Genomic DNA, 24,936 nt, shown 5'->3' with positions numbered 1-24,936 from the left:
CTTCAACCAAGGCGTGCAACATGGCCGCAGGACATCCGGAGCAGGTCGGCTGGGGACCGCTTCCACTATCCCCGGAGCCGGTTTTCGACAGCAAGGACGTCGAAAACTACCTCTGGGAGGTCACCCGCGAGTTCATGACGGACATCAAGGGCGAAATCCGCGGCATCGGCTGGGCCGCCACCCTCTTCCGCCTCGGGAAGGCGCGCACCCTGGCTGCAAGCACCGACCGGGCGCGCGAGGCGGACCGGGAACAGTGTTCCTTTGCTGACGGACCGGTCATCGAAGCGCTGCGCAGCGGCGAGTTCGTATTGCTTTCCGACGTCGGGCGGGACCGGCGCTGGCCCGGGTACGCGAGTGCCGCGGCCGGCCACGGTGTCCGGTCACTCCTGTCAGTGCCCATCGTGTCCGAGGGCGGGACGAGTGCAGCCATCAATCTTTATGCAGCTTCGCCCCATGCGTTTACCAGTGATGACCTCCTCCGAAGCCGCAGCTACGTGCAGCAGGTGGCGCGCTCGCTGCGCGTAGTGGTCAGGGTGGCCGAGCGGGCAGAGGCCACGGCGGGCCTTGCCGTCGCCCAAAGTTCGCTGGTCCTGGTGGATCTGGCGGTGCGCAGCCTCATGGACGAGTACGGCCTCAGCCGGGAAGGTGCCCTGCGCTTCCTGCAGCGGGAGGCGTCGCACCACGAGTTGGGCCTGCGGGATGCGGCCCTGAATGTTGTTGCTCCTGGCCCCGGCAGGGATCCGTCAGCGCCCCGGCGGGACCTGGCTGATGACCTGGAGGACTTCCGCCTGATGGCCCCGGCGGAACTGGACCAGCCGCTCGAGGCAGTTGCTGCCCCGGAAACCTACCCTTCCACGACGACGACGACGGCGAAAGGACGGCCGGCATGACCATCGAAGAGCAAGAGACGCGCCCCGGGCGGCCGCCGGCTGAGCGGCACCCGTGGCACCGCTTCGTAGCCCTCGGCGACTCCTACACCGAAGGAATCGGCGACCCGGAGCCCCGCAGCCCCGGCGGGCTCCGCGGCTGGGCTGACCGGACCGCCGAGGAACTCAGCCACGGCCAGAGCGACTTCGCCTACGCCAACCTTGCGGTGCGGGGAATGGTGCTCCAGGAGATCCTGGACCGGCAACTCGAGCCGGCCCTTGCCCTCAAACCGGACCTGGCAGCAATGTCCGGCGGCGGAAACGATGTGGTTTTCCACCGCGGTGATCCTGACAAGCTGGCCGAGAAGATGGACTCGGCCGTGGGCCAGCTGGCTGGAACCGCCGGCACCGTCCTGCTGTTCGCCGGGCCGGACTGGGGCAGTACGCCGGTGTTCGGCCAGATCAGGGGAAGGCTGGCCGTCTACAACGAACACCTCCACACCATCGGATTACGCCACCACGCGGTGATGGTGGACCTGTGGTGCCTGCCGGCGCTCCACGACGCCCGGATGTGGGACAGGGACCGGCTGCACCTTTCGCCGCTGGGCCACCACGTAGTCGCCGTCGCCACCCTTGACGCGCTGGGGGTGCCGCATGCGCTCAAGACCCTGCAGCCGCGGCCTGTTCCGTCCCATGGCTGGAAACAGGCCAGGGCGGATGACCTGATCTGGGCGCGGCAGTACCTGTTCCCCTGGGTCCTTGACCGCCTGCGGCCCCACTCGGTGGAGTCTTTGGCGGCGAAGCGGCCGCAGGCGGGCCCGGTCTTCGGCGTTGGCCTGCCTGGTCCGTTCCCTCCCGGCCATCCGGCCGGAATGGGCGTGGCTAACCTGCCGGAGGACGGTATTTCGACGGCGGACGGCTTCGGGCTCCGGACCGCCTCCGGGCCGGAGGGCGGGGACGGGCCTGAGGACGCGGAGGAAGCCGGTGAAGTGGCTTAGCTGATGTGGCGCTAGCGTTTTTTGGGCGCGCGCTTGGCTGCTGCGTTCATGGCCGCCTTGGCTGCCGGCGGCAGGCCGGCCTGCTCTGTCTCGGGCTCCGCCACGGTGCCGCGGGCCTTCGCGATGGCCTTCATGCCGTGGTAGATCACCAGGGCGGCGGCGGAACCGAGGGCGATGCCCGTGAACGTGAGGTCGCCGATGGTCCACGTGTAGTCGGCGATGCCTATGATCAGGGCCACGGCTGCGGTGGTGAGGTTGACCGGGTTCGAGAAGTTCACCTTGTTCTGCACCCAGATCTTCACACCCAGAATACCGATCATGCCGTACAGCATGGTGGCGGCGCCGCCCAAAACACCTGGCGGAACGGTGGCGATGAGCTCGCCGAACTTGGGGGAGAAGCTCAGCAGGATGGCGAAGACGCCCGCCACCCAGTAGGCCGCCGTTGAGTAGACCTTGGTGGCGGCCATAACGCCGATGTTCTCGGCGTAAGTGGTGGTTCCGGAACCGCCGCCAAATCCGGCCAGGACGGTGGCGGCGCCGTCGGCCATCAGCGCGCGGCCGGAGACGCCGTCGAGGTTCTGGCCGGTCATTGCGGCGACTGACTTAACGTGGCCGATGTTTTCAGCCACCAGCACCAGTACCACGGGTACGAACAGGCCCAGGACGCCCACATGGAACTCGGGGGTCTGGAACTGCGGGAGGCCCACCCAGGCGGCGGCGTCCATCTTCCCGTAGCTCACCTCGCCGCGCAGCATGGCCACGAAATAGCCCACCACCACGCCCACGAGGATGCTCAGGCGGCCCAGGATGCCGCGGAAGAGGACGCTCACCAGGATGATGGTGGCCAGCGTGACGACGGCGGTGACGGGGGCGGCGTCGAAATTGTTCTTGGCGGCGGGGGCAAGGTTAAGGCCGATCAGCGCCACGATGGCACCGGTGACGATCGGCGGCATGAGCCGGTTGATCCAGCCTGCACCGAACTTCTGCACAATGGCGCCCACCAGGGCCAGGGTTGCGCCCGCCAGCACCACGCCGCCGAGTGCCCCGGGCACGCCGAACTGCTGCTGGGACGCCATGATGGGAGCGATGAACGCGAAGCTTGAGCCAAGGTAGCTGGGCACCCGGCCCTTGGTGATCACCAGGAAAAGCAGAGTGCCGATGCCTGAGAAGAACAGCGTGGTGGCGGGCGGCATGCCGGTGATGATGGGCACCAGGAACGTGGCGCCGAACATGGCCACCACGTGCTGCATGCCAACGCCGATGGTCAGTGGCCAGGCGAGCCGCTCATCAGGTGCCACAACGTGGCCGGGCTTGATGGACTTGCCGGTGCCGTGCAGCTTCCATTTGATTCCGAGCATGCTCATGGGCGGAGGCCTTTCAAAAGGGTGGTGCCTCGGAGGGCGAAGATCAACTGGCTCCAGAATACCGCCAGCGTTCGCTGCCGGACCGCTGTGCCCAACGTCACCCGCCGTTACGGGAAGAGGCCCCGGTTAGTTGAAGTTGCAAGGATGGAAAGCATCGAGGCCGCCCCAAGCAGAGGGAGGCGCAGCGAAAGGTAAGCCAATGACCATTGCCCACGAAGAAGCAGTAATCGATTCGGCCGCCGTCGACGCCATTTTTGCCCAGGCCCGCACAGCCAACTCCTTCACCGGAGAGGTGACCGACGAGCAGGCGCAGGCCATCTATGAGCTGACCAAGTTCGGCCCCACGGCTTTCAACTCCCAGCCGCTGCGGGTCACCTACGTCCGGTCGGACGAGGCCCGCGCCACGCTCGTTAAAGCCCTCATGCCGGGCAACCGCGCCAAGACCGCCTCCGCGCCGCTCGTGGCCATCCTCAGCTACGACACCGACTGGGCCGGGCAGTGGGACAACTTCCTCCCCGGCTACAACGCCCCGAAGGCCATGTACGACGCCAACCCGGAACTCGCCGCCGCCACGGGCAGCAACAACGCCCACCTGCAGGCCGGCTACTTCATCCTGGCCGTCCGCTCCCTTGGGTTTGCCGCAGGCCCCATGACCGGCGCAGATTTCGGCGCGATTGACGCCGCCTTCTTCCCGAAGGGCGACCAGAAGAGCTTCCTGGTGGTCAACATCGGCCGGCCCGCAGAGGACGCTTTTGGTGAAGCCAAGCCCAAGTTCTCCTACGAGGACGTCGTCCGCACCGTCTAACCGCCCACCGTCCAACCCGACGCTCTCTCACCTAATGCGCCTTTTGGCCAGACGCTCTCTCACCCATGAACTGGTCCCCGGAAGTCGAAACTGAATTTCTCAGTCCAACTTCCGGGGACCAGTTCACCCATGAGAGAGCGTTTGTGTTCAACCGGCATTAACTGAGAGAGCGTCGTGGGGCAGTGGCAGACTATGGCTATGCCCGTACGGAACCTCATCTTCGTGGCCTTCGTCGAGCCCGTGACGGACGAGCTGGTTTTCCCGCGGACGCACTGGCCCCTGCACATCACGCTGGTGAGGTTCGACGTCGACAGTGACGGTGCTGCCGGACAGCTCGCCGCAGTGGCGGGCCCGCTCGCCGAGCCGGCCCTGGGTGCGACTCTCACCGTAGGGGAGGACGCCGGGTTCGGCCGGAACGGGTCCGTGGCCGTCAGCCTCATCCAGCCGCAAAAGGACTTGCAGGCACTGCACGAGCAGCTGGTTGCCGCAGTCAGGAGCCTTGCCGGCAAAGTCCTGACGCCGGCCCACACCCTGTCCGGCTACCGGCCCCACGTGTCGCACCACGGTGACAAACGGCTGAACCCGGGCGACGCCGTCGTGCTGGACCGGATCGCGCTAATGGACATGGCGCCGGACGGTGACCGAACCGTCCGGCGCATCCTCAAACTGTGGAGCCGGGACTAAACCGCTTAGGCGATAACGCCGTCCACCAGGGCCTTGGCTTCCGCCTGCACCTGCTTGAGGTGCTCCTCGCCCTTGAAGGACTCGGCGTAGATCTTGTAGACGTCCTCCGTGCCGGACGGGCGGGCAGCGAACCAGGCGTTCTCCGTGACCACCTTGAGCCCGCCGATGGACGCGCCGTTCCCCGGGGCTTCGGTGAGCTTGGAAATGATCGGCTCGCCGGCCAGCTCAGTTGCCGTGACGTCCGACGGCGACAACTTGCCAAGTGCCGACTTCTGCTCCCGCGTGGCTGCTGCGTCAATGCGGGCGTAAACGGGCGCGCCGAACTGGTCCGTGAGGCCCTTGTAGAGCTGGGACGGGGACTTGCCCGTGACCGCAGTGATCTCGGAGGCGAGCAGGGCCAGCAGGATGCCGTCCTTGTCCGTGGTCCAGACGCTGCCGTCCCTTTTATTGAAGGAGGCACCGGCCGATTCCTCGCCGCCGAATGCACCCTCGCCGGAGAGCAGCCCCGGAACGAACCACTTGAACCCCACCGGGACCTCCACCAGCTTGCGGCCCAGGCTCTCCGCCACGCGGTCGATGATGGAGGAGGACACCAACGTTTTGCCCACCACCGAGTTGGGGTTCCAGCCGCTGCGGTTGCGGTACAGGTAGTCGATCGCGACGGCGAGATAGTGGTTCGGGTTCATCAGCCCGCCCACCCCATCAACAACAGGTGTGACGATGCCGTGGCGGTCTGCGTCGGCGTCGTTGCCCGTGGCAATATCGAACGCCGGCTGGCCCGAAGACGAAGCATCGGCCATGCGCTGGATCAGCGAGGCCATGGCGGCGGGGGAGGAGCAGTCCATCCGGATCTTCTCGTCCCAGTCCAGCGTCATAAAGGCCCACTGCGGATCCACGGTGGGGTTGACCACTGTGAGGTTCAGGTGGTGGCGCTCGCCGATCTCGCTCCAGTAGTCCACAGCAGCGCCGCCCATGGGATCAGCCCCGATGCGGACGCCGGCCTCGCGTATGGCATCCAGGTTCAGGACGGAAGGCAGGTCATCCACGTAGCTGCTGAGGAAGTCGAATTTGCCGGTGGTGTCGGCGGCCAGCGCGTCCGCCAGCGGGATGCGCTTCACACCGCGCAGGTCGTTTTCGAGCAGTTCGTTGGCGCGGTTGGCGATCCAGCCGGTGGCATCCGAATCGGCGGGCCCGCCGTGCGGGGGGTTGTACTTGAAGCCGCCGTCGGCCGGCGGGTTGTGGCTGGGGGTGACCACGATGCCGTCAGCCTGGGGAGCACCGGCGCCGGCGTTCCGGTTGTAGGTGAGGATGGCGTGGCTAAGGGCAGGGGTGGGGGTGTAGCCGTGGCGTGCGTCGATGAGGACCTGGACGCCGTTGGCAGCCAGCACCTCGAGCGCGGAGTTCTGCGCCGGCTCGCTGAGGGCGTGGGTGTCCTTGGCCAGGAACAGCGGGCCAGTGATGCCCTGCCCCGCCCGGTACTCCACGATGGCCTGGGTGATGGCCACGATGTGCTTCTCGTTGAATGACGCCTTGAGGCTCGAGCCGCGGTGCCCGGAAGTGCCGAACGCCACGCGCTGGCCTGGATCACCCAGATCCGGTGTGATGTCGTAATACGCGTCAAGGAGGGCAGTGATGTCAACAAGGTCCTGGGGTTGGGCAACTGTACCCGCGCGGCTAGCCATGGCTACAGCATGCCAGACCCGGGCCGCAGTCAAAACGACCCGTCCACAATCCGGCCACTGTGTCCGGCCCTGTGACGGAACAACGTCATCAACCAAGTAGCCCACCTGAGTACAGGGCCATCAAAGTACTTATATACCGGCGCCCCTGCACACTGTTACTTTCGAAAAATCGGGCGGAATGTCCGCAAGCAAAAGGGCGACGGCGGCCTTCCGCCGTCGGTATTCCAGTCGGGAAAGCAGGGACGGGCCATGGGGGCAGGGGACGGGGCAGCGGAGCATTCCAGGCTGGCTGCGGAAAGGGTCGCGAGGCTCAAGCGCCAGCTCGACCAGGCAGAGCGCTCCACCAAGGCCTGGGATGCCGGCGCCGCCCACGGGCGGGTGGTGGAGGAGAAGCTCAGCGAATTGGTGCCGCGCGGCTGGTACGTGCTGCACGACGTGCACTGGCCGGGTCGGCCCAAGGCCAACCTGGATCACGTCCTGGTGGGGCCGGGCGGCGTGGTGGTGGTGGACGCCAAGAACTGGACCGGCGAAGTCCGGGTGGCCTCCGGTGTGCTGTGGCAGGGCCGCTACGCACGCACCCAGGCGGTAGAAGGCGCGCTGGCCCAGTGCGCCGCCGTCGCCTCCGTCATGGCGCCGCCACACCGCAGGCTGGTCCGTCCGTTGATCTGTATGGCTGCGCAGCCGGATCTCTTTGGTGTGACGAACGCGGACGTGCCCGTGGCCGGCGCCCAGCGTGTTGTGGGGGCCATCGAGGCCTTGCCCCCGGTGCTGGACCAGCAGGCCGTGGTGGGGCTCTACGCCCACCTCGGCCAGCAGCTCACGCATGAACAGGAGCCGGGCATCACGGCGTTCAGGAATGTCAGGCCGGGCACGGTGGTAAGGCCGGTTGACCCGCGTCAGGCGCCCTCGAACAGCGATAGGGAGCATCGTCCCGTGCCTGCCCGGCGCGTCTCTGCCCGTCCTATGCCTCCCCGATCCAGGGTTCGGGGGACCGCGCCGGAAACGGCCGCTGGCAGGCGGAACCCAGAGGCCCGCCGGCACGGCACAACCGGGGCAGGAACACTGGCACTCCTGGCCGCGTTCGTTATTTTCGCCGTCTACGTGCTGCCGTACTGGGGGCAATAGACCTGCCGCCGGTAGGCTGGAGAGCAAAACTTCCAAGGGGGAAACTTTGACTGACCAGCCGCCGGGCCCGTACAACCAGCCGGGCCCGTACAACCAGCCGCCGGGCTCATACCAGCCGGGCCCGTACAACCAGCCGCCGGGCTCATACCAGCCGGGCCCGTACAGCCAAGGCGGAATCCCCTACAGCCAGCCCGGCTACTACGGCGTGCCCGAGCCGAAGACACTCAGCATCGCGAGCATGGTCTGCGGCATCGCCTCGGTGATCATGGGCTTCCTCCTCCTGCCGCAGATCGCCGCCATCATCACCGGCCACATGGCGCTCAAACGCGAACCGTCCGGCAAGGGCATGTCGATCACGGGCCTGGTGCTGGGGTACCTCTGCCTGCTGGGCTACGGTGCGTTGTGGCTGCTGGCCATTATCGGGTTGGCCGTCGCGAGTACCACCACCGGTACCACCTCCACCTTCTGAACCAGCAGCCGACGGCGGCCCGGGGCTGAGGTGCCCAAGCCGCCGTCGTGCCTCTATGCCTTGGTCCCGGCCGGGAGCGGAAGGGTCTCCGCGGGGCTGTCCGGATAAATCGATTCGGCCGGCGCGCGGTTGGTGGCCTTCGCCCACGGGTAGTAGATCGCGAGGGTGACAGCGATCCCCACCAGCCACGAGATGTCCGCGCCGCCCAGCCAGCGGGTCACGGGTCCTGTGTACAGCGCCTGCGCGAGGAACGGGATCTGGACCACGACGCCGATTCCATAGGACACCAGGGCGGCGGCGTTCCAGCGGCCGTAGCGTCCGTCCGGGTTATAGAGCGCGGGGATGTCCAGGCGGTCCCGGGAGATCTTGTAGTAGTCCACGAGGTTGATCACGGACCAGGGAGTGAACACCATCAGCAGCAGCAGGACAAAGTTCTTGAAGAGGTTCAGGAAGTCCTTGCTGGCGAAAAGCGCAATGAGGACGCTGGCCGCTATCACCGCGATGATAAAAAAGATCCGCATGGCTTTGGAAACCGAGTTCCGGCGGTTGACGGCGGTGCTGATGGTGACGCCGCACATAAAGGCGCCGTAGGCGTTGAGGCAGTTAACGGTGAGCTTGCCGGTGACAATCATCAGGTAGATGAAGATGGCGATCAGTCCGCCGCCGGCAAGGTCGCCCATGTAGCCAACCTGGTTCTTCAGGAAGTCGCCGCCGAGCTTGGCTGCCGAGAGCCCGCCGGCGATGGCGCCCAAAGTCATGGCCCACTGCGCGCCGCCAACAGACCCGGCAAAGGTGTACCAGAACGTTCTGCGTTCGGAAGTGCCGGCGGGCAGGTAGCGGGAGTAGTCCGCTACGTAGGGGCCGAACGTGAGCTGCCACCCCGCCCCGAGCGCGATGGCGGTCAGGAACGTGGGCCATTCGAAGCCCTTGACCATCATCACCTGGGTGACGTCGAACTTTGTGAAGACGGCGACGGTGAGGTACAGGAATCCCGCCACGCCCACCACTGTGGCGATGCGGCCCAGGGCATGGATGTACTTGTAACCCAAGATCGCGAGCAGGGCGGTTGCGGCGCCGAAGATCAGGATGCCGACCGCCGGGGCTTCCACACCGAGCATCAGGTTGATCGCCTGGCCGGAGAGCACCGTCCCGGTGGAGGCAAACCCTACATACATCAGGATCACCAGGACCAGCGGGATGACTGCTCCGTAGACGCCGAACTGCGCACGGCTGGAGATCATCTGGGGCAGGCCGAGTTTGGGTCCCTGGGCTGAGTGCAGGGCCATCACGGCGCCGCCCACCACGTTGCCCACCAGCAGCCCCACAATCGCCCAGAAAGCATCGGCACCAAAAACAACCGCGAGGGCACCGTCAACGATGGCAGTGATCTGGGCGTTCGCGCCGAACCAGAGCGTGAACTGCCCCCGCGGGTGGCCGTGGCGCTCGCGCGGCGGAATCATTTCAATCGATCGTGCCTCTACGGCACTGCTTGTGGCGGCCATGGCCAACTCCTTGTGAAGAACGTAAGTTCCATCACACCGGTTCGGGCGCGCAAAGAGAACCGGAACTGGTGCCACGCTGTCTGGGCTGGGAGACAGTGTTGGCTGGTTGCGGCGTGTCGGGTTGTGCGGGACCTCGGCGGAGCAGTTCCACGTCCGACACCAGTTCGATGTGGGCCAGCATCGCGTCCCTTCCGCTTGGGATCCTGTGCCCTGTCGCTTCACCTCCGGGCGGCCAACCGGCCGCGCTGGTTCTGTTGCTAGGCGCAGCAGGCACCGGCCGCCGTCGTGCTACTTCCGCTGCGGGGACCGGGCGCGGTGGGCATTCCTGCGAAGCTGCAGGATGCGGGCTCCGCCGGCCACGGCAACAAGTACCCCGCCGGTCACGCTTGCGATAAACAGTGCCATTCCGAGCGGGACGAATCCTTCGAGCCCGAAGTAGCGGACGGCCACCTGGTCCTGGTTCTGCAGGATGAAGATGATCAGCAGGATCAGGAGTACCAAGGCGGCGACGACGGCGGCCCACACAACTCCGGCCCGGGTCACCCCCGGCTGGTCTGCAGCAGGCCGGGCTGCAGTTGCTGGAGTGGAATCTGCAGCCGGCCTGTTCGGGCTTACGCCGGTCCCGGGGGCCCCGGAATCAGCGGCGGAGGAGGTCCCGGCCGAGGACGGCGCGTCGGAGTAGTTTCCGTTGCCAGGTTCCGGCTGTCGGTCAGGTGCGGGGGACGGGTAGTTTCCGGTGCTCATGATGCTTCCCTTCCTGGGGGCGTAATAATAAGCATGCTTATTGTCCTACCCTAGTAGGAGGTCTTCCTGCAGCACAACGCGGGAGAGGCGCCGCCCCTCGACGCAACGGAAGGGCCTCCGCTGGAGTCCCTTCCGTTGTCATTTGCAGTGCAGGCGTCAGACCCTCTCCTCGCTCCGTTCAGCTGACGGGGTGCGCGGGGCTGGTGTCCTGCGCCAGTTAGGGAATGCCCAGAACGTAAAGTCCTGTGCCTTGACCGGCTTCTCCGGCGTTTCTACCGGGGTTTCCTGCTTGGCCTCGGGCTGGCGGTCAGCTTCTTTTCTGGTGCTCCGCCCGAAGTCCTTGTTGTAGGAATAACACATGACAGGCCTCCTCATGGTGACTGCCCTTTAATCGTCCTCCTGTTCGCCCACGGAGTCGAGGAGTTCAACCCTGTACATCAGGTGGGGCAGAGGTGGGTGCAGGTCAGGTGGGTGCGGATCAGTTGCGGCCGGACATTACGTCGTCGGCATCCTGCGGCCGGTGGAACTCACAGGGGCCGTGGTGCCGGAGCGGGAGAAGACAGACCCGGCCAGTGGGCAAATGCATTAGGGCGCAGCGCCCGGTCCTGGCCAGGTCCTCCCTGACATTGGCGTTGCTGAGATCGGGCCTGCCTGGACGCATCTGGCGGGAGGCTTCGCTGGCGGTGGTGGGATGTTCAGCGTTCATTGGGGCAACTCCTCGTTGAGTATCGGCCTTGGGTGGAACGGAAACCGTGCGGATCCTGCCAGTCTTACGCACTACGGTTACGGCAGAATTAAACCCGCGTTAGATGCAGGTCAACAAGCCCCGGCGCAAAGCTTCAGTATCCCAATTCCCTGGCCACCTGCAGCAGGAGTGCCTCGGAGCCCATGGGCCCTACCAGTTGGATCCCCATCGGAAGTCCGAGGCCGGGGGCGTTGCCGGTCCAGTGAACGGGGATGGTGATGGCGGGAAGGCCGCACACGTTGACCATGGAGGACCACGGCGCGAATTCGCACTGTTTCCGATAGTCGCCGTCGGCATCCCCTGCCCACCGCGCGGCCGGCCAGCGGTCGCTGCCGTGGGCCGTTCCGGTGAACCAGCCCACCGGGCGCGGAGCCTGGGCGAGGGCCGGCATCAGCAGCAGGTCCCACTGCGCGTATTGCGTCACCGTATCCCGCTGAAACTGGCGCAGGAACGCGGTGGCTTCGTTCAACTTGCCCGGGCTGCGCTGTTGGGCCCGACGGCGGAAGGTCCGGGTCAGGGGTGCCAGCAGCGCTTCACGGTGGGGACTGATCCTGGCCGCACCCACCGGCGCCGTCCAGGCCGTGGTGAACGCATCGGGGTACCGGTTGTCGTAACGGATGCTTGCTTCGCTGAGCGAGTGGCCCGCGTGCTCCAAGAGTTCCTCCCCCGTCCGGAGCGCGTCCAGCGCCTCTTGGTCGGGAGTGAACGGAAAGGTGCCGGACCAAGGACTGTCCAGGGTCACGCCGATCCTCAGCCGCGGCGGCTCCTGTTCAATCGCCGCGAGGTAGCCGCCGTTGTGTACGAACCCAGGCGAAGGGGCCAGTGCGTCCAGCAGCAGGGCGGCGTCGGCGGCGCTCCGGGCCAGGGGGCCGTCCACGACCAGCCGGGCAGGGTCGCCCAGGCTTTCACCGGCAGGCACCAAACCCCGCCCCGGCTTCAGTCCCACCAGCCCGCAGGCTGCGGCCGGTATGCGAATGGAGCCGCCGCCGTCCGTGCCCGGCGCAAACGGAAGGAGCCCGGCGGCCACCGCCGCGGCGCTTCCGCCGGAGGACCCCCCGGAGCTTCTGCTGGGTGCGTGGGGATTGCGCGACGGCGGCGCCACGCGGTTTTCGCTGTAGGCCGTCAGCCCGAACTCGGGCACCTGGGTCTTGCCCAGGGAAACCACGCCCGCGTCCTTGAGAAGGGCTACCAGCGGCCCGTCGCTGACGGCAGGCTTGTGGTCCAGGGCAGCGCTGCCGTGGGTGGTCACCACACCGGCCACGTCTGTGAGGTCCTTGAAGGCCAGGGGCATGCCGTGCAGCAAGGGCAACTCGTCAGGAGGAATGCTGCTTCGGAGCGCGTCGGCCGCGCGGGCACTGGCCCTCGCCTGTTCGGCCGTCACCGTGACAAACGCCCCGAGCAGGGAATTATGCTGTTCGATCCGGGCCAGGAAATGAGCTGCCGCTTCCGCCGATGAGACCTCGCCTTTCCGGAGGCAGTCCCGGAGGGCGACGGCGGATAGGTCGTGGAGTTCAGCCAAGGTACCGCGGCTCCAGGCGTTCCTCAACAGCGCCGTCCGCACCCTCGGAGGCCGTGACGATATACGCGCCCTTACCGGGGACTTCGGTTACCGCCTCCACCAGTTCCGTGCCGTGGTAAACCAGCCCGACGCCGTCGTCCGTGCAGTGCGTCTCGCCCAGCGTCCCGTCCGCCACCAGCCGGTGAACCAGCGGCCGCCTGCGCTCCTCCGAGTCATAATGCACGCCGTTGGCGAACGGCAGGAAGGCCAGGCCGTTGGTCACGGCGCGCAGTTCGGGGCCAAAGGAATCGGTGGTGCCGCCCTGGAACCAGCAGATGGACCCGGCGGACACCCCTGCCAGGACCACTCCGCTTTGCCATGCCTTGTGCAGAATGTTTTCCAGGCCGTGGGCCCGCCACACCGCCAGCAGGTTCACCACCGAGCCGCCGTTCACCCACACGACGTCCTGGTCCAGCACATGCGCCTCGGGATCAGCATGGTTGGGCATCGTGAAGAGATTAAGGTGGCTGAAGTCAAACCCCGCCAGCCGTGCTGCCTCGTCCATCTCGGAGTTGAACGCGCGCTGGTCGCCCGCAGCGGTGCCGATATGCGTCACCTTCGGCGCCCTGCCGCTGACTCCTGAGAGTTCGACGGCGTGGTGCAGCAACCGGTCGAACTCCAGGCGGGTGCGCGTGCCGGGCTTAAGGCCGCCCGAGGTTGCAAGGATGGTGGGCTGCTCTGCAGGCAAGGGTTCCTCCTAGGGGTCTTTCCAGAAGCCTAACTTGCTGTACTTCCGGGCACACCGGGCCGCGGGCACTAGGCTTAACACTGAACCCGATCTGCCAGACAGGACTTCCCATGAGCGATTTTGATACCGTCCGCGTCAACGACCTCCCTGCCGACGCCGCCATCCTGGATGTCCGCGAGGACTACGAATGGGTGGCCGGGCATGCTGAGGGCGCCCTTCACATCCCCCTGGACCAGCTTCCCGCACGGCTGGACGAGCTCGATCCGGACCAGGACCTGTACATCATCTGCCGCACCGGCGGCCGGTCCTTCCGCGCCGCGCAGTGGCTCACCGGCCAGGGCTACACGGCGATCAATGTCTCCGGCGGCATGGACCAGTGGCTCGAGGCCGGCAAGCCCCTCGTCTCGGACAACGGGCTGAAGCCCCTGGTTCTCTAGCGCACCGCTGCCGTTCCCGGGTGCCCGCGCCAAGGGCGCTCCCATGCCTCCGAAGGAATACCTATGCCTGCGCCCTCTGCTACCTACGCCTTCCTCGGGCCCGAAGGCACGTTTACCGAGGCAGCCCTGCTGAAGGTGCCGGGAGCGGCGCAGGCCAGCCGCGTACCGGCGTCGAACGTCAACGTGGCGCTGGACACGGTGCGGGCGGGGTCAGCTGACGCTGCGATGGTGCCGATCGAAAACTCGGTGGAAGGCGGCGTGACGGCCACGCTCGATGCCATCGCCACCGGTCCGGAACTGCGGATCGTACGGGAAGTCCTGGTGCCCATCAGCTTTGTGCTGGTGGCCCGGCGGGGCGTAAGGCTGCAGGACATCCGGCGGGTCTCAACGCATGACCATGCCTGGGCGCAGTGCCGGCTTTGGCTGGACGCCAACCTTCCGGGGGCGGAGTACGTGCCGGGATCGTCCACCGCCGCAGCAGCCCTGGGGCTGCTGGAGGAGGACTGCCACTACGACGCCGCCATCTGCGCCCCGCTCGTGGCCCAGGAGCAGCCGAAACTTTCCGCACTCGCGGAGGATATCGGTGACAACTCCGGCGCAGTGACCCGGTTCATCCTGGTCAGCCGGCCCGGCATTTTGCCCGAACGCACGGGAGCGGACAAGACCACGGTTGTAGTGCCCCTCCCCGAAGACCGCCCCGGTGCACTGATGGAGATCCTGGACCAGTTCGCCAGCCGCGGCGTGAACCTCAGCCGCATTGAATCCCGGCCCACGGGACAGTACTTGGGGCATTACTTCTTCAGTATCGACGCAGACGGCCACCTCGAAGACGCGCGTGTGGCGGATGCCCTGGCGGGACTCCACCGCATCAGCCCGGCCACCCGATTCCTTGGCTCCTACCCGCGGGCGGACAACCAGGAGACGGTGGTGGAGCCGCACACTTCTGATGATGTCTTCGAAGCAGCGAAGAAGTGGGTGGACGGGTTACGGCCGCAAATCGGGAGTCCGGAAAGCGGTTCCGGCGCTTCGCCCACAGCGTAGGTGATTGCCTTCCTTACCACTTCCGCGGGCTGTGGACAATGCGTATGCTTACTTGATCCACATTGGGGGATGGCCCTTAGCGAAGGGAGCGGGTCATGAGTACCAACGGCTCTGACAACGATGGCCAGGGGATGATTGTTAATCCCCGTCCCGCCGCCGACAACCAGGACTGGGACGGCGACGAGGCCGACCGGGCGGACCGCCTGCGCTTCGAAGAGGAGCAGGCCATGATCCGTGAGCAGTCCGAGGCCCGCGCCGCAGCAAAGGCCGCCGCCGAGGCACACAGGGAAGCCCACGCCTGAACCTTGCGCGTCAGGCCAGCGAGCCTTGCCCCTTAACCCTGATCAATAACGAACCCGGTTCCACCTGCACGGTAACCCTGGTGGCTTCGCCTGCCGTATCGCCGTCAAGCTGCGTGGGCATCGGCTCGGGGCACTTGATGACCACTTTGCCCGACCGGTAAACGGTCATGATGGGCAGTTTCCCGCTGTGCTTGAACATGATTTTTACGTACATCAGCACCCAGCCGATCGCACTGCGCGGACTCATCACCACCACGTCCAGCATGCCGTCATCGATCATGGCCTGGGGGATGAAGTCGATGCCGCCGGGAACCAGGCCGCAGTTGGCAAAAAGGATGCTGCGGATGTTCCGGACCTGGTCCGGGCTGCCGTCCAGCGAGATGGAAATCTTCTTGCGCCGGCCGGGCAGGTGGCGCATGCCCGCCTCGGTGTAGGCGAGCCAGCCGAACGTCTTCTTCAGGCCGGCGTTGGTGTCGGCCAAGACTTCTGCGTCCATGCCGATGCCCGCGATCACCAGGAACGCGTGTTCGGAGGAATGGCCGGTCCAGGAGTTTTCGATGCCCATCCGGGCGGTGTCGATGTAGCGCTGGTGGCCGAAGAGGGCCGTCTGCACGTTGCCGTGGAGGTCGTTGACGTCAAGGTCCACATTGCGGGCCAGGAGGTTGCCGGTGCCCAGCGGAATGAGGCCCATCGCAACACCGGTGCGGGCAAGGGACTCAGCCACCACCCGGACGGTGCCGTCGCCGCCGCCGACCACTACGACGTCGGGCTTGTGCTCCAACGCTGCCTGCACCTGCGAAAAGCCGGGGTCTTCCGCCGTCGTCTCGTAAAACACCGGCTCGTCCCAGCCAGCCGTCAGGCAGGCGCGCTGGATGGTGGCCTTGGCTTCGTCCGAGCGGGCCTTGATCGGGTTGAGAATCACCGCTACCCGCTGCTGGCTGAGCCCCGGCTCGTGCGCGTCCTCGCCAACCGCGCTGCGCACATGCAGCGCCTTAAGCCTGCGGACTCCCCACCAGCTGGAGACCGCGAAGGCAAGCGCCACCGCGATCAGCAGGTAGAGAATCAGGTCGCTCATGGTGGTTCAACAGTATCCCGGCGGCAGGTGCGCCGGTCCCGTTCGCCGGCCAGCCGCCGTCGTACCCCTGCGGATTGGATACCCTTATGGGGTGATCGACGTAAAAGACCTCAGCGAAAACCCGGACAAGTTCCGAGCCAGCCAGCGCGCCCGCGGCGCGGACGAATCAGTGGTGGACGCGATCATCTCCGCGGACTCTGCACGCCGGGCGGCGCTGATCCGCTTCGAGAACCTCCGCGCCGAGCAGAACGTCTTCGGCAAAAAGGTGGCCCAGGCCAAGGGCGATGAGAAGAAGGCGCTGTTGGCGGAGGTGAAGGAACTGGCCAACTCGGTCAAGGCCGCCTCCGCCGAGGCTGACGCCGCGCAGTTGAAGCAGGAAGAACTGCTGCGCACCATTCCCAACCTCATCGAGGACGGCGTTCCCGAAGGCGGCGAGGACGACTACGTGGTGGTCAAAACCGTCGGCACGCCCCGCGAGTTCCCCGACTTCGAGCCCCGTGACCACCTGGAGATCGGTGAGCTGATCGGCGCGATCGACATGGAACGCGGTGCAAAGGTGTCCGGCGCACGCTTCTACTTCCTCCGCGGCGTGGGTGCCCGGCTGGAGATGGCGCTGCTGCAGATGGCCATGGACCAGGCCATCGAGGCCGGCTTCGTCCCCATGATCACGCCCACTTTGGTCCGCCCGGAGACCATGCAGGGCACCGGCTTCGACGTAAAGCACGACGCCGAGATTTACCGCCTCGCCGAAGACGACCTTTACCTTGTGGGCACCTCCGAGGTTGCGCTGGCCGGATACCACGCCGACGAGATCCTGGACTTCTCGGCAGGCCCCATCCGTTACGCGGGCCAGAGCTCGTGCTACCGGCGCGAGGCCGGTTCGCACGGCAAGGACACCCGCGGCATCATCCGAGTGCACCAGTTCAACAAGGTGGAGATGTTTATCTACACCACGGTGGAGGAGGCCGCAGCCGAGCATCAGCGGCTGCTGGCGTGGGAAGAGGAAATGCTGGCCAAGTGCGAGCTGCCGTACCGCGTTATTGACACGGCTGCCGGCGACCTTGGTATGTCCGCCGCCCGGAAGTACGACTGCGAAGCATGGGTACCCACCCAGGGCGCGTACCGCGAGCTGACCTCGACGTCCAACTGCACCACCTTCCAGGCCCGCCGCCTCAACATCCGCGAACGCGCAGTCAATGCGGAGGGCGTGGCCAAGGGCACCCGTGCCGTTGCCACCCTGAACGGAACCCTTGCCACAACCCGCTGGATCGTGGCCCTCCTGGAGCACCACCAGAACGCGGACGGCTCGGTCAACGTTCCGAAGGCGCTGCAGAAGTACATCGGCGGGCTTGAGGTCCTCCCGGTCCTGTAGGTTTCCGTTGCTTTTTGGGTTTCCCCCCTTTGGGGGACTCTGCACCCGCGAATCCGCGGGTGCAGAGTCGGTCAGGGGGTGTTTTTGGTTTTGTTTCTGCTGTTGGGCAGACCTGCCTGGCGTAGCAGTGCGCCGAGCCGGGCTGGATCAGAGGCAGTGGCCCAATCCCAGCGCACCACTTTGAATCCGGCTGCACGTAGCTTGTCCTCGCGCTTCTTCTCGGCCAGTACGGCTTGACGTGCCGTTTGGTCGCCGAGGTACTCGTCACGCAGGTATTTCGCGTCGCCATCGAACTCTCCAATCAGACGATACTGGGGCCAAAAGAAGTCGGTTCGGGCAAGGAAGCGCCCTCCTGGGCGGAACGTCACTTGCAGCAAGGGAACAGGGAACCCCATGAGGTGCATCTGCGCCCTGCTCAAAGACTCCCCTGCCGACTCGGAATCAGTAACCGCAAATTCAAGCACCTGCATGACCCACCGCCGGCGCGCTCCCGACTCGAGACGCGCAGAGTGCGCAAGCAATTCCTCCTTGGTAACAGGCGGTCCGGACGAACGTCGCCGACTGATGGCGTGGTCGGCGAGCACTACCCCGGCGGTGAATCCTTCCCTGGCGATAACTGCCACCACCGTCTGCGGCGCTGGCGTTACCAGCAGCCCTTCATGCGGGAGGGTTTCTGTCTGCAAAGAGTGGCGCGCGACCCCGTAGGAAGTGAGCCTCTCAAGTCCAGACTGTCCGGACGGCATCAAAGCCGCGGACGTGGTGGGAAGGCTCCGGCCCATGTGGCCCCTCGATGCACCGGCCAGGTGGACGTGGCTCGGAACATCCAGCAGCTGCAGGTTTTACAGCGAAGCGGCCGTGTTGAGGCAAAACTTTGACAAAGGTAGTTCAAGGTTCACAGCGAACACTGTTTGGCGGTACCTTTCCCACGGCGTCAGCGAGATCCACTCGTCTTTGGGGGCGTATATGCCTTTCCGGACGCGGACCAGCTCGCCGCGGACGTAGCGTCTGCTGAGGGATCGGGCGTCCCCGGTACTGCGCCGGAGATGGCTGGCATCAATGAGCTGCATGCCCTCAGGGTCGCTGCACGCTGGCGGAGCAGGTAGCTCGATGCTGCTCTATGTGGACAACTGCACATCATCAATCACACCGTGAAACGGTCCTTGCACCACCGAGTGCGGCGGTGCTTTGTCCATGGGCGGGTGTAATCCGCGAACTAGGTTAGGATCCGGGGATCGGGAAGCGGGGGTGAACACTGACACCGGGCACACCCTGTGGGTATTTACCAACTGTTCAATAACACTGTGGTGCGCGTCCTAGCAGGTTTTTGGAGGCGTCTGCTCTACTTGATGGATGACAACCCTGACTGAAACCTCAGTCGCCGGCAACGATGACCGGCGAGAGAACGAAAACAACAACACAGACCATAAGCTGATGGTTGCCCTGGACGTGGACGGCACCCTGGTGGACCACGACGGGCACATGTCGGCGGCCGTCCGCGAAGCGGCACAGGCAGTAGTAGCCGCCGGGCACGAGGTCATGATTGCCACCGGCCGCTCCCTCAACGCCATGCTGCCCATCATCGAGAACATCGGCATCGAGCGCGGCTACGCGGTCTGCTGCAACGGCGGTGTGACTTTGCGGCTCCACCCGGAGCTTGAATCCGGCTACGAGGTCATCCACAAGGCCACCTTCGACCCGGCTCCTGCCCTCCGTGCACTCCGTGAACGGCTTCCGTCCGCCAAGTACGCGCTGGAGGACGAGGACGGTAACTTCCTTTCGACCGAACGCTTCCAGGACCCCAGCTTCGGCGTCGAGGCCGTCGGCGTGGACTTCCAGACCATGCTCGAGGCCACTGCCGTGCGTGTGGTGGTCTTCAGCACCGACAACACGCCCGAAGAGTTTACGGAGGCAATCGAGCACATCGGCCTTGCCGGGGTCACGTACTCGGTGGGCTGGACCGCCTGGCTGGACATCGCCGCTGCCGGAGTGACCAAGGCCAGCGCGCTGGAAAACCTGCGCGGCCGGCTCGGCATCGAGCCGCACCTCACAGTGGCCGTCGGTGACGGCCGGAATGATATCGAGATGCTCAGCTGGGCCGGACGGGGCGTGGCCATGGGCCAGGCTCCCGAGGAAGTGATCGCCGCCGCGGACGAGGTCACCCACTCAGTGTTCGACGACGGCGCCGCCCACGTGCTGCGCAGCCTCCTCTAAGCTGCCGGGGGCTTGCGGTGCTCCTGGTTCAGACTGCGGCCTTGACCGCCTGTGCGGTACTGGCCGGCCTGGCCGTTTTCCAGGCCGCACTGCTGGCCGGTGCCCCGCTTGGCAGGTTCGCCTGGGGCGGACAGCACAACGTCCTTCCCCACGGGTTGCGGGTGGGAAGCGCAGTGTCCATCGTCCTGTACGCGGCCTTCGGATATGCCGCGCTCGCCAAGGCAAACATGGTGCCGCCCCTCGGTGATGAGACTGTCACGTCCGTCATCGCCTGGGTCCTGACAGGCTATTTCGTGCTGGGTGTGCTGATGAACGCCATCTCGCGGAGCAAACCGGAGCGCACCGTTATGACGCCGGTGGCGCTTTTACTTGCCATCGCCTACCTGGTTCTCGCCGTCAACTGATCTCCCTGCAGACAGCCCGCCCGAGCCCTGCGTCAGGGGGACGCCCGCCGTCGGGCAGAATGGAAAGCATGACCCTTACGACGTTCGCCCTCATCCGCCATGGCCAGACTGACTGGAATGCGCAGCGCCGGCTGCAGGGATCCACGGACATTCCGTTGAACGACGTCGGCCGGGCCCAGGCACGTGACGCCGTCGCCGTTTTGTCCGCCTACGAATGGGACGCCATTGTGTCCTCGCCGCTGAGCCGCGCCGCCGAGACTGCCGATGTGATTGCCGCAGGACTCGGGCTGAGCGACGTCCGTCGCGTTCCTGAACTAGTCGAGCGCAGCTTCGGGCCCGCCGAGGGCATGCAGGCCGGGCCGGAACTGGACGCCATGCGTATTCCCGGCGGTTTCCGCGGCGCCGAAAGCGAGGACGAGGCAGCAGACCGGGGACTGGCAGCCCTGGAGGCACTGGCCGAGGAGTTCCGGGGACGACGGCTTCTCGTCGTCGCCCACGGGACCCTGCTCCGCGTGACCCTTAGCCGCGCCGTCGGCAGCACACTGGCGAGCATCGACAACGCGGTACTGAACCTCGCGCACCACCACGCGATCGACGGCTGGCAGCTCGAATACTTCAACGGCCAGCCGGTGATGGCAGCCAGCCAGGGCTGACCAAAGCCACTTAGTGTGGGGCCGCCCAGCGTCACCCGAACAGCAGTGCGGCTCCGAGCAGCAGCGGGACTGACAGTACGGTGGTGATGACCGCGGTGGACTGTGCCAGCGCCTGGCCCACGCCGTAGCGGATGCTGTACAGGACGACGTTCTGTCCCGTTGGCAGGATTGCGCAGGCAGTGACCACGAACATGCTGAATTGGTCCAGGTGAAAGACGTAGGCTGCCAAAACCCAGGCAAATGCCGGCTGGACCGCTGATTTCAGTACCACGGCGACGGTGGTAGGGGCCGCGTCGCCAGTGCCTCCGCGCAGGCTGATGCCGTGCAGGGACATGCCAAAAATGATCAGCATGAGCGGGACGGTCATCTGGGCGGCCAGGGATATGGGCGCGAGCACCAGGTCCGGTACTTCCACCTCGAGTGCGCTCAGCAGGATGCCCAGAATGGCGGCGACGGTGACGGGGTTGCGAAAGGGCGTGCTGACGACTTTCAGGACCGACAGCTTGTGTCCCTTGGGGTCTGCCAGATCCAGGATGGTGAGGGCAACCGGTGTCAGCAGGGCCAGCTGGAAGAGCATGATGGGGGTGACGTAAGTGGCGCTGCCAAATACGTAGACGGAGAGCGGCACGCCCAAATTAGTGGAGTTCACTATCCCCGTGGTCAGCGCCCCGATGACGGTTCGCCGGGTGCCCCACCGGCGGAGCGCCCCCACGGCCACGAAGATCATCATGCAGGCGACGGCGGTGATCACCGAAATGAGGCCGGTGGCGCTCAGGACCTCGGAGACATGCCGGGTGGCGATCATGGAAAACATCAGGCTCGGGAGGCCCACCGTGAATGAGAGGGCCGAAAGAACTTTGGTTCCCTGCGGCCCCAGCACGTCGTAGCGGGCCAGGAGGTAGCCAGCAAACAGCACCACGCCCACAACAAAAAAGCCCTGTAATACACCTTCCAAAAGGCAGGCCTCAATTCGGTTCGCGGGATGTTTGCACTTGTAAACCTACTTGGCTTCGAGCACGGCGATGCAAACCGGGCTTGCGTGCGAACTCCTGGGTGCAGGCGTCCTCAGCATGATTTTTCGCAGGACCCTGCAGGCCAGTTAAAGCCGCTAGCGCACCTCAAGGATCAGCGCCAGGAGCCTGGCCGCAGCGGGCCGCGCCGCATGCTCCTCGTTCCATTGCGAGCGCGCCACGGCCTTGCTGACTGCCTGTGTGGTGATGCCCAGTTCCTGGGCCACGGCCTTCTGCTGGCCGCGGACGCCGGGGGTCAGGAGGTCAAGGACCCGCCACTCGGCGTCGGAACGGTCACGGACGATATGTCCCAGGAGCCGAAGCACGGCCTCAGCGTCGTGGGCGACATCGGCCAAGGGCCCCTCCACTGCCACCGGAATCCGCTCTTTGCTGTTCCGCAGCCGGTCAACAGCACGCCGGGCATACACCAGCCCGTGGCCGGAGGCGTCCTTTATCTGGTTGGGCAACGGCTCGTTGACGGGCCCAACGCCGATCCCCACGTACCAGGAACCGCAGCGCAGTGCGATCAGCGCAGCCTCCACGGCCTGGTGCGGACAGTCCACGATGCCCTGGACCTCGTCCTCCACCGACCGGTCAAAGTCCAGGCGCGCAGGAATATGCCGCAGGTCTTTGAGCAACTGCGGCACCCGGTCACCATCGCGCCGGCTGTCCGTTTGGTTGATAGTCAGCGTGAACACTGAACCAAAGACTACCCGCTGGTAGCAGAGTGCAGGCAAGCGGGGTTGCCTCGCCCGGAACCATCTGATGCGATGGACCGACGGCCGCCTTGGCGGCAAACGTTACGTGAGGATGGTTATGGCCGGCAGCATGGGGCAGGACGAACTCGAACTTGTGGACCGCTGGTGGCGCGCCGCCAACTACCTTTCAGTGGGCCAGATCTATCTCCGCTCCAACCCGCTGCTGCGCGAACCACTGAAGGCAGAAAACACCAAGTCGCGCCTGCTGGGCCACTGGGGCACCACACCCGGGCTGAACTTCGTCTACGCCCACCTGAACCGCGTCATCCGCCGCGACTCCGCCGAGATGCTCTTTGTGGCAGGGCCCGGGCATGGTGGGCCCGCCGTCGTCGCCAACGCCTGGCTGGAAGGGACTTATTCCGAAATCTATGGGCATGTGGGCAACGACGCCGACGGCATGGCGGAGTTGTTCCGCCAGTTTTCCTACCCGGGCGGCATTCCCAGTCACGCCGCTCCAGAGAGCCCCGGCTCCATCAGCGAGGGTGGCGAACTGGGGTATTCCCTCGCCCACGCCTATGGCTCGGTGCTGGACAATCCCCAGCTGGTGACGGCGGTCGTGATTGGTGACGGCGAGGCCGAGACGGGTCCGCTGGCTGCCAGTTGGCACTCCCACAACTTCCTGGACCCGGCCACGGACGGCGCGGTGCTGCCCATCCTGCACCTGAACGGGTACAAGATCGCCAACCCCACCATCCTGGCGCGGATGCCCGAAGCGCAGCTGGAACAACTCCTGCGCGGTTACGGCCACGAGCCCTACTTCGTCACCGTGAAGGACCCGGACAGCACCGAGCAGGCGCACCGGGACTTCGCCGAGGCGCTGGAAAACTGCATGGCGGGCATCCGCGCCATCCAGGATTCCCGGCGGACGCCCCCGGCCGGGTCGGACGAGGATGCGAACGAAGCGCCCCGATGGCCGATGATCGTGCTGCGCTCGCCAAAGGGCTGGACAGGACCCCGCGAGGTGGACGGGCTGCAGGTTGAGGGGACGGCGCAGCCACCAGGTGCCGCTGTCCGAGGTCCACACCAACGAAGACCACCTGCGGCTGCTCGAGGAGTGGCTGCAGTCCTACCGCCCGGAAGAACTGTTCGACGGCGACGGCCGGCTCCGGCCCGACGTTGCTGAGGGTGCGCCCACGGGTGATTTCCGGATGAGCGCCACGCCGCATGCCAACGGCGGCCTGCTGCGGCGCGCGCTGAAGCTGCCCGACTACCGGGACCACGCCGTCGAGGTCGCCCGCGCAGGGACCGAGCGGGTCAGCCCCATGATCACGCTTGGCTCCTGGATGCGGGACGTCATTGGGCTGAACATGGAAACGTTCCGGCTGTTTGGCCCGGACGAGACGGCGTCGAACCGGCTCCAGAACGTCTACGAGGTCACGGACAAGGTGTGGCAGTACCGGATTGACGACGTCGATGAGCACCTTGCGCGTTCCGGCAGGGTGATGGAGGTGCTGAGCGAACACCTGTGCCAGGGCTGGCTCGAGGGCTACCTCCTGACCGGCAGGCACGGTGTCTTCAGCTGCTACGAGGCCTTCATTCACATCGTTGACTCGATGTTCAACCAGCATGCCAAGTGGCTGAAGGTGCACCGCAAGCTGCCATGGCGCCAGCCCGTGGCCTCGCTGAACTACTTGCTGTCCTCGCATGTGTGGCAGCAGGACCACAACGGTTTTTCACACCAGGACCCGGGGTTCATCGATCACGCGGTGAACAAGAAGGCCGAGGTCATCCGGGTGTACCTGCCGCCGGATACGAACACACTGCTGTCCGTGATGGAGCACTGCCTCGCGTCAACGGACTACGTGAACATTGTGGTCAGCGGGAAGCAACCGTCCCCCACATGGCTCGGGCCCGCTGACGCCGCCACCCACTGCCAGCGCGGGCTGGGCATCTGGGAGTTCGCGGGGTCCGAAGTCCCCGGGGAGGAGCCCGACGTCGTCCTGGCCTGCGCCGGCGACGTGCCCACGGTGGAGACGGTGGCCGCAGCCGAGCTGCTCAAGGCAGGCGCGCCGGGGCTGAAGGTCCGCGTGGTGAACGTGGTTGACCTGATGCGGCTGCAGGACGAGGGGGAGCACCCGCACGGGCTTCCGACCCGTGACTTTGACGGTATCTTCACCGCGGACAAGCCCATAATTTTCGCGTACCACGGCTACCCCGCGCTCATTCACCGGCTGGCCTACCGCCGCAGCAACCAGGAGGGCCTGCACGTGCGCGGCTACAAGGAAGAGGGCACCACCACCACGCCCTTCGACATGGCCATGCTGAACGGCATCGACAGATTCCAGCTGGCCATCGACGCCATCGACCGCGTGCCGGGCCTGGCGGAGAAGCACTCGATGCTGCGGCAGGAACTTCAGGACAGCAGGATCCGCGCCCGCGAGCACACCCGCACCCACGGAGAGGATCCGGAAGAGATCCGGAACTGGAAGCTGGGCGGCTGACC

25 protein-coding genes and 1 pseudogene are annotated in these 24,936 nt (G+C 65.9%); 14 read left to right on the top strand and 12 right to left on the bottom strand.

Features of this window, described 5'->3' with window-relative positions; translation table 11 throughout:
• The first annotated feature begins 20 nt into the window (after positions 1–20).
• Together QFZ70_RS16650 and QFZ70_RS16645 are read left to right on the top strand one after the other, a co-directional pair.
• Positions 21–890: a GAF and ANTAR domain-containing protein gene (locus QFZ70_RS16650; RefSeq protein ID WP_307097182.1), complete on the top strand. Its 870-nt coding sequence runs from the start codon at positions 21–23 to the stop codon at positions 888–890.
• Positions 887–1,864, top strand: a complete 978-nt coding sequence (locus QFZ70_RS16645) for an SGNH/GDSL hydrolase family protein (RefSeq protein ID WP_307097181.1) — start codon at positions 887–889, stop codon at positions 1,862–1,864. Before QFZ70_RS16650 ends, QFZ70_RS16645 begins: the two co-directional genes overlap by 4 nt.
• 11 nt (positions 1,865–1,875) lie before the next feature.
• On the opposite strand, the gene QFZ70_RS16640 is transcribed toward QFZ70_RS16645, so the two are convergent.
• On the bottom strand, positions 1,876–3,228 hold the full coding sequence (locus QFZ70_RS16640; RefSeq protein WP_307097179.1) for a uracil-xanthine permease family protein: 1,353 nt from the start codon (positions 3,226–3,228) through the stop codon (positions 1,876–1,878).
• Positions 3,229–3,427: 199 nt separating this feature from the next.
• On the opposite strand from QFZ70_RS16640, the gene QFZ70_RS16635 reads away from it, so the two are divergent.
• Both QFZ70_RS16635 and QFZ70_RS16630 read left to right on the top strand, forming a co-directional pair.
• The gene (locus QFZ70_RS16635; RefSeq protein WP_307097177.1) at positions 3,428–4,033 is read left to right on the top strand and encodes a malonic semialdehyde reductase; all 606 of its coding nucleotides are present in this window, start codon (positions 3,428–3,430) and stop codon (positions 4,031–4,033) included.
• 198 nt (positions 4,034–4,231) lie between these two features.
• Entirely contained in the window at positions 4,232–4,717 is a 486-nt protein-coding gene (locus tag QFZ70_RS16630) for a 2'-5' RNA ligase family protein (RefSeq protein WP_307097174.1), read from the top strand.
• 5 nt (positions 4,718–4,722) lie between these two features.
• On the opposite strand, the gene pgm is transcribed toward QFZ70_RS16630, so the two are convergent.
• Entirely contained in the window at positions 4,723–6,399 is a 1,677-nt protein-coding gene (pgm, locus tag QFZ70_RS16625; protein WP_307097173.1) for a phosphoglucomutase (alpha-D-glucose-1,6-bisphosphate-dependent), read from the bottom strand.
• Positions 6,400–6,648: 249 nt separating this feature from the next.
• On the opposite strand from pgm, the gene QFZ70_RS16620 reads away from it, so the two are divergent.
• The gene (locus QFZ70_RS16620) at positions 6,649–7,524 is read left to right on the top strand and encodes an NERD domain-containing protein (RefSeq protein ID WP_307097171.1); all 876 of its coding nucleotides are present in this window, start codon (positions 6,649–6,651) and stop codon (positions 7,522–7,524) included.
• 46 nt (positions 7,525–7,570) lie between these two features.
• Positions 7,571–7,993 carry a DUF4190 domain-containing protein gene (locus QFZ70_RS16615; RefSeq protein WP_307097169.1) on the top strand — a complete coding sequence of 141 codons (423 nt, stop codon included), beginning with the start codon at positions 7,571–7,573 and terminating at the stop codon, positions 7,991–7,993.
• Positions 7,994–8,046: 53 nt separating this feature from the next.
• On the opposite strand, the gene QFZ70_RS16610 is transcribed toward QFZ70_RS16615, so the two are convergent.
• The 5 genes from QFZ70_RS16610 to QFZ70_RS16590 all read right to left on the bottom strand — a co-directional run bounded on the left by QFZ70_RS16610 (position 8,047) and on the right by QFZ70_RS16590 (position 13,230).
• The gene (locus tag QFZ70_RS16610) at positions 8,047–9,495 is read right to left on the bottom strand and encodes a cytosine permease (protein WP_307097168.1); all 1,449 of its coding nucleotides are present in this window, start codon (positions 9,493–9,495) and stop codon (positions 8,047–8,049) included.
• A gap of 288 nt (positions 9,496–9,783) precedes the next feature.
• Complete coding sequence (locus QFZ70_RS16605) at positions 9,784–10,239, bottom strand: lipopolysaccharide assembly LapA domain-containing protein (RefSeq protein WP_307097166.1); 456 nt, start codon at positions 10,237–10,239, stop codon at positions 9,784–9,786.
• A gap of 478 nt (positions 10,240–10,717) precedes the next feature.
• The gene (locus QFZ70_RS16600; RefSeq protein ID WP_307097164.1) at positions 10,718–10,945 is read right to left on the bottom strand and encodes a hypothetical protein; all 228 of its coding nucleotides are present in this window, start codon (positions 10,943–10,945) and stop codon (positions 10,718–10,720) included.
• Between the two features lie 133 nt (positions 10,946–11,078).
• Positions 11,079–12,503 (bottom strand): amidase, encoded by a 1,425-nt coding sequence (locus QFZ70_RS16595; RefSeq protein ID WP_307097163.1) that lies wholly within the window; start codon positions 12,501–12,503, stop codon positions 11,079–11,081.
• On the bottom strand, positions 12,496–13,230 hold the full coding sequence (locus tag QFZ70_RS16590) for a peptidase E (protein WP_307097162.1): 735 nt from the start codon (positions 13,228–13,230) through the stop codon (positions 12,496–12,498). Before QFZ70_RS16590 ends, QFZ70_RS16595 begins: the two co-directional genes overlap by 8 nt.
• Before the next feature lie 110 nt (positions 13,231–13,340).
• On the opposite strand from QFZ70_RS16590, the gene QFZ70_RS16585 reads away from it, so the two are divergent.
• The 3 genes from QFZ70_RS16585 (at position 13,341) to QFZ70_RS16575 (ending at position 15,010) form a co-directional block, all read left to right on the top strand.
• On the top strand, positions 13,341–13,667 hold the full coding sequence (locus tag QFZ70_RS16585) for a rhodanese-like domain-containing protein (protein WP_104044120.1): 327 nt from the start codon (positions 13,341–13,343) through the stop codon (positions 13,665–13,667).
• Positions 13,668–13,730: 63 nt separating this feature from the next.
• The gene (gene pheA / locus QFZ70_RS16580) at positions 13,731–14,708 is read left to right on the top strand and encodes a prephenate dehydratase (RefSeq protein WP_307097160.1); all 978 of its coding nucleotides are present in this window, start codon (positions 13,731–13,733) and stop codon (positions 14,706–14,708) included.
• 95 nt (positions 14,709–14,803) lie between these two features.
• A complete protein-coding gene (locus tag QFZ70_RS16575) occupies positions 14,804–15,010 on the top strand; it encodes a hypothetical protein (RefSeq protein WP_307097158.1) in 207 nt (68 codons plus the stop codon).
• 10 nt (positions 15,011–15,020) lie between these two features.
• Here QFZ70_RS16575 and QFZ70_RS16570 read toward each other — a convergent pair whose 3' ends face one another.
• Positions 15,021–16,085, bottom strand: coding sequence for a diacylglycerol kinase family protein (locus tag QFZ70_RS16570; protein WP_307097155.1), 1,065 nt, complete (start codon positions 16,083–16,085; stop codon positions 15,021–15,023).
• 91 nt (positions 16,086–16,176) lie between these two features.
• On the opposite strand from QFZ70_RS16570, the gene serS reads away from it, so the two are divergent.
• Entirely contained in the window at positions 16,177–17,457 is a 1,281-nt protein-coding gene (gene serS, locus QFZ70_RS16565; protein ID WP_307097153.1) for a serine--tRNA ligase, read from the top strand.
• Between the two features lie 71 nt (positions 17,458–17,528).
• On the opposite strand, the gene QFZ70_RS16560 is transcribed toward serS, so the two are convergent.
• On the bottom strand, positions 17,529–17,927 hold the full coding sequence (locus tag QFZ70_RS16560) for a hypothetical protein (RefSeq protein ID WP_307097151.1): 399 nt from the start codon (positions 17,925–17,927) through the stop codon (positions 17,529–17,531).
• A 369-nt stretch (positions 17,928–18,296) separates the two neighbouring features.
• On the bottom strand, positions 18,297–18,524 hold the full coding sequence (locus tag QFZ70_RS16555; RefSeq protein WP_307097150.1) for a hypothetical protein: 228 nt from the start codon (positions 18,522–18,524) through the stop codon (positions 18,297–18,299).
• A gap of 283 nt (positions 18,525–18,807) precedes the next feature.
• On the opposite strand from QFZ70_RS16555, the gene QFZ70_RS16550 reads away from it, so the two are divergent.
• The 3 genes from QFZ70_RS16550 to QFZ70_RS16540 all read left to right on the top strand — a co-directional run bounded on the left by QFZ70_RS16550 (position 18,808) and on the right by QFZ70_RS16540 (position 20,725).
• Positions 18,808–19,668, top strand: a complete 861-nt coding sequence (locus QFZ70_RS16550; protein ID WP_307097149.1) for an HAD family hydrolase — start codon at positions 18,808–18,810, stop codon at positions 19,666–19,668.
• Between the two features lie 41 nt (positions 19,669–19,709).
• The gene (locus QFZ70_RS16545) at positions 19,710–20,072 is read left to right on the top strand and encodes a hypothetical protein (RefSeq protein ID WP_307097147.1); all 363 of its coding nucleotides are present in this window, start codon (positions 19,710–19,712) and stop codon (positions 20,070–20,072) included.
• 68 nt (positions 20,073–20,140) lie between these two features.
• The gene (locus QFZ70_RS16540; RefSeq protein WP_307097145.1) at positions 20,141–20,725 is read left to right on the top strand and encodes a histidine phosphatase family protein; all 585 of its coding nucleotides are present in this window, start codon (positions 20,141–20,143) and stop codon (positions 20,723–20,725) included.
• Positions 20,726–20,756: 31 nt separating this feature from the next.
• Here QFZ70_RS16540 and QFZ70_RS16535 read toward each other — a convergent pair whose 3' ends face one another.
• Positions 20,757–21,680 carry an AEC family transporter gene (locus QFZ70_RS16535; protein WP_307097143.1) on the bottom strand — a complete coding sequence of 308 codons (924 nt, stop codon included), beginning with the start codon at positions 21,678–21,680 and terminating at the stop codon, positions 20,757–20,759.
• Between the two features lie 153 nt (positions 21,681–21,833).
• Positions 21,834–22,433, bottom strand: a complete 600-nt coding sequence (locus tag QFZ70_RS16530; RefSeq protein ID WP_307097917.1) for a hypothetical protein — start codon at positions 22,431–22,433, stop codon at positions 21,834–21,836.
• Between the two features lie 118 nt (positions 22,434–22,551).
• Here QFZ70_RS16530 and QFZ70_RS16525 point away from each other — a divergent pair.
• Positions 22,552–24,934, top strand: a pseudogene (locus QFZ70_RS16525) (phosphoketolase).
• Positions 24,935–24,936: the final 2 nt, after the last annotated feature.

Origin of the sequence: Arthrobacter sp. V1I9 (assembly GCF_030817075.1) — a bacterium.
GTDB lineage: Bacteria > Actinomycetota > Actinomycetes > Actinomycetales > Micrococcaceae > Arthrobacter.
This window is presented reverse-complemented; position numbering and strand designations above follow the sequence as displayed.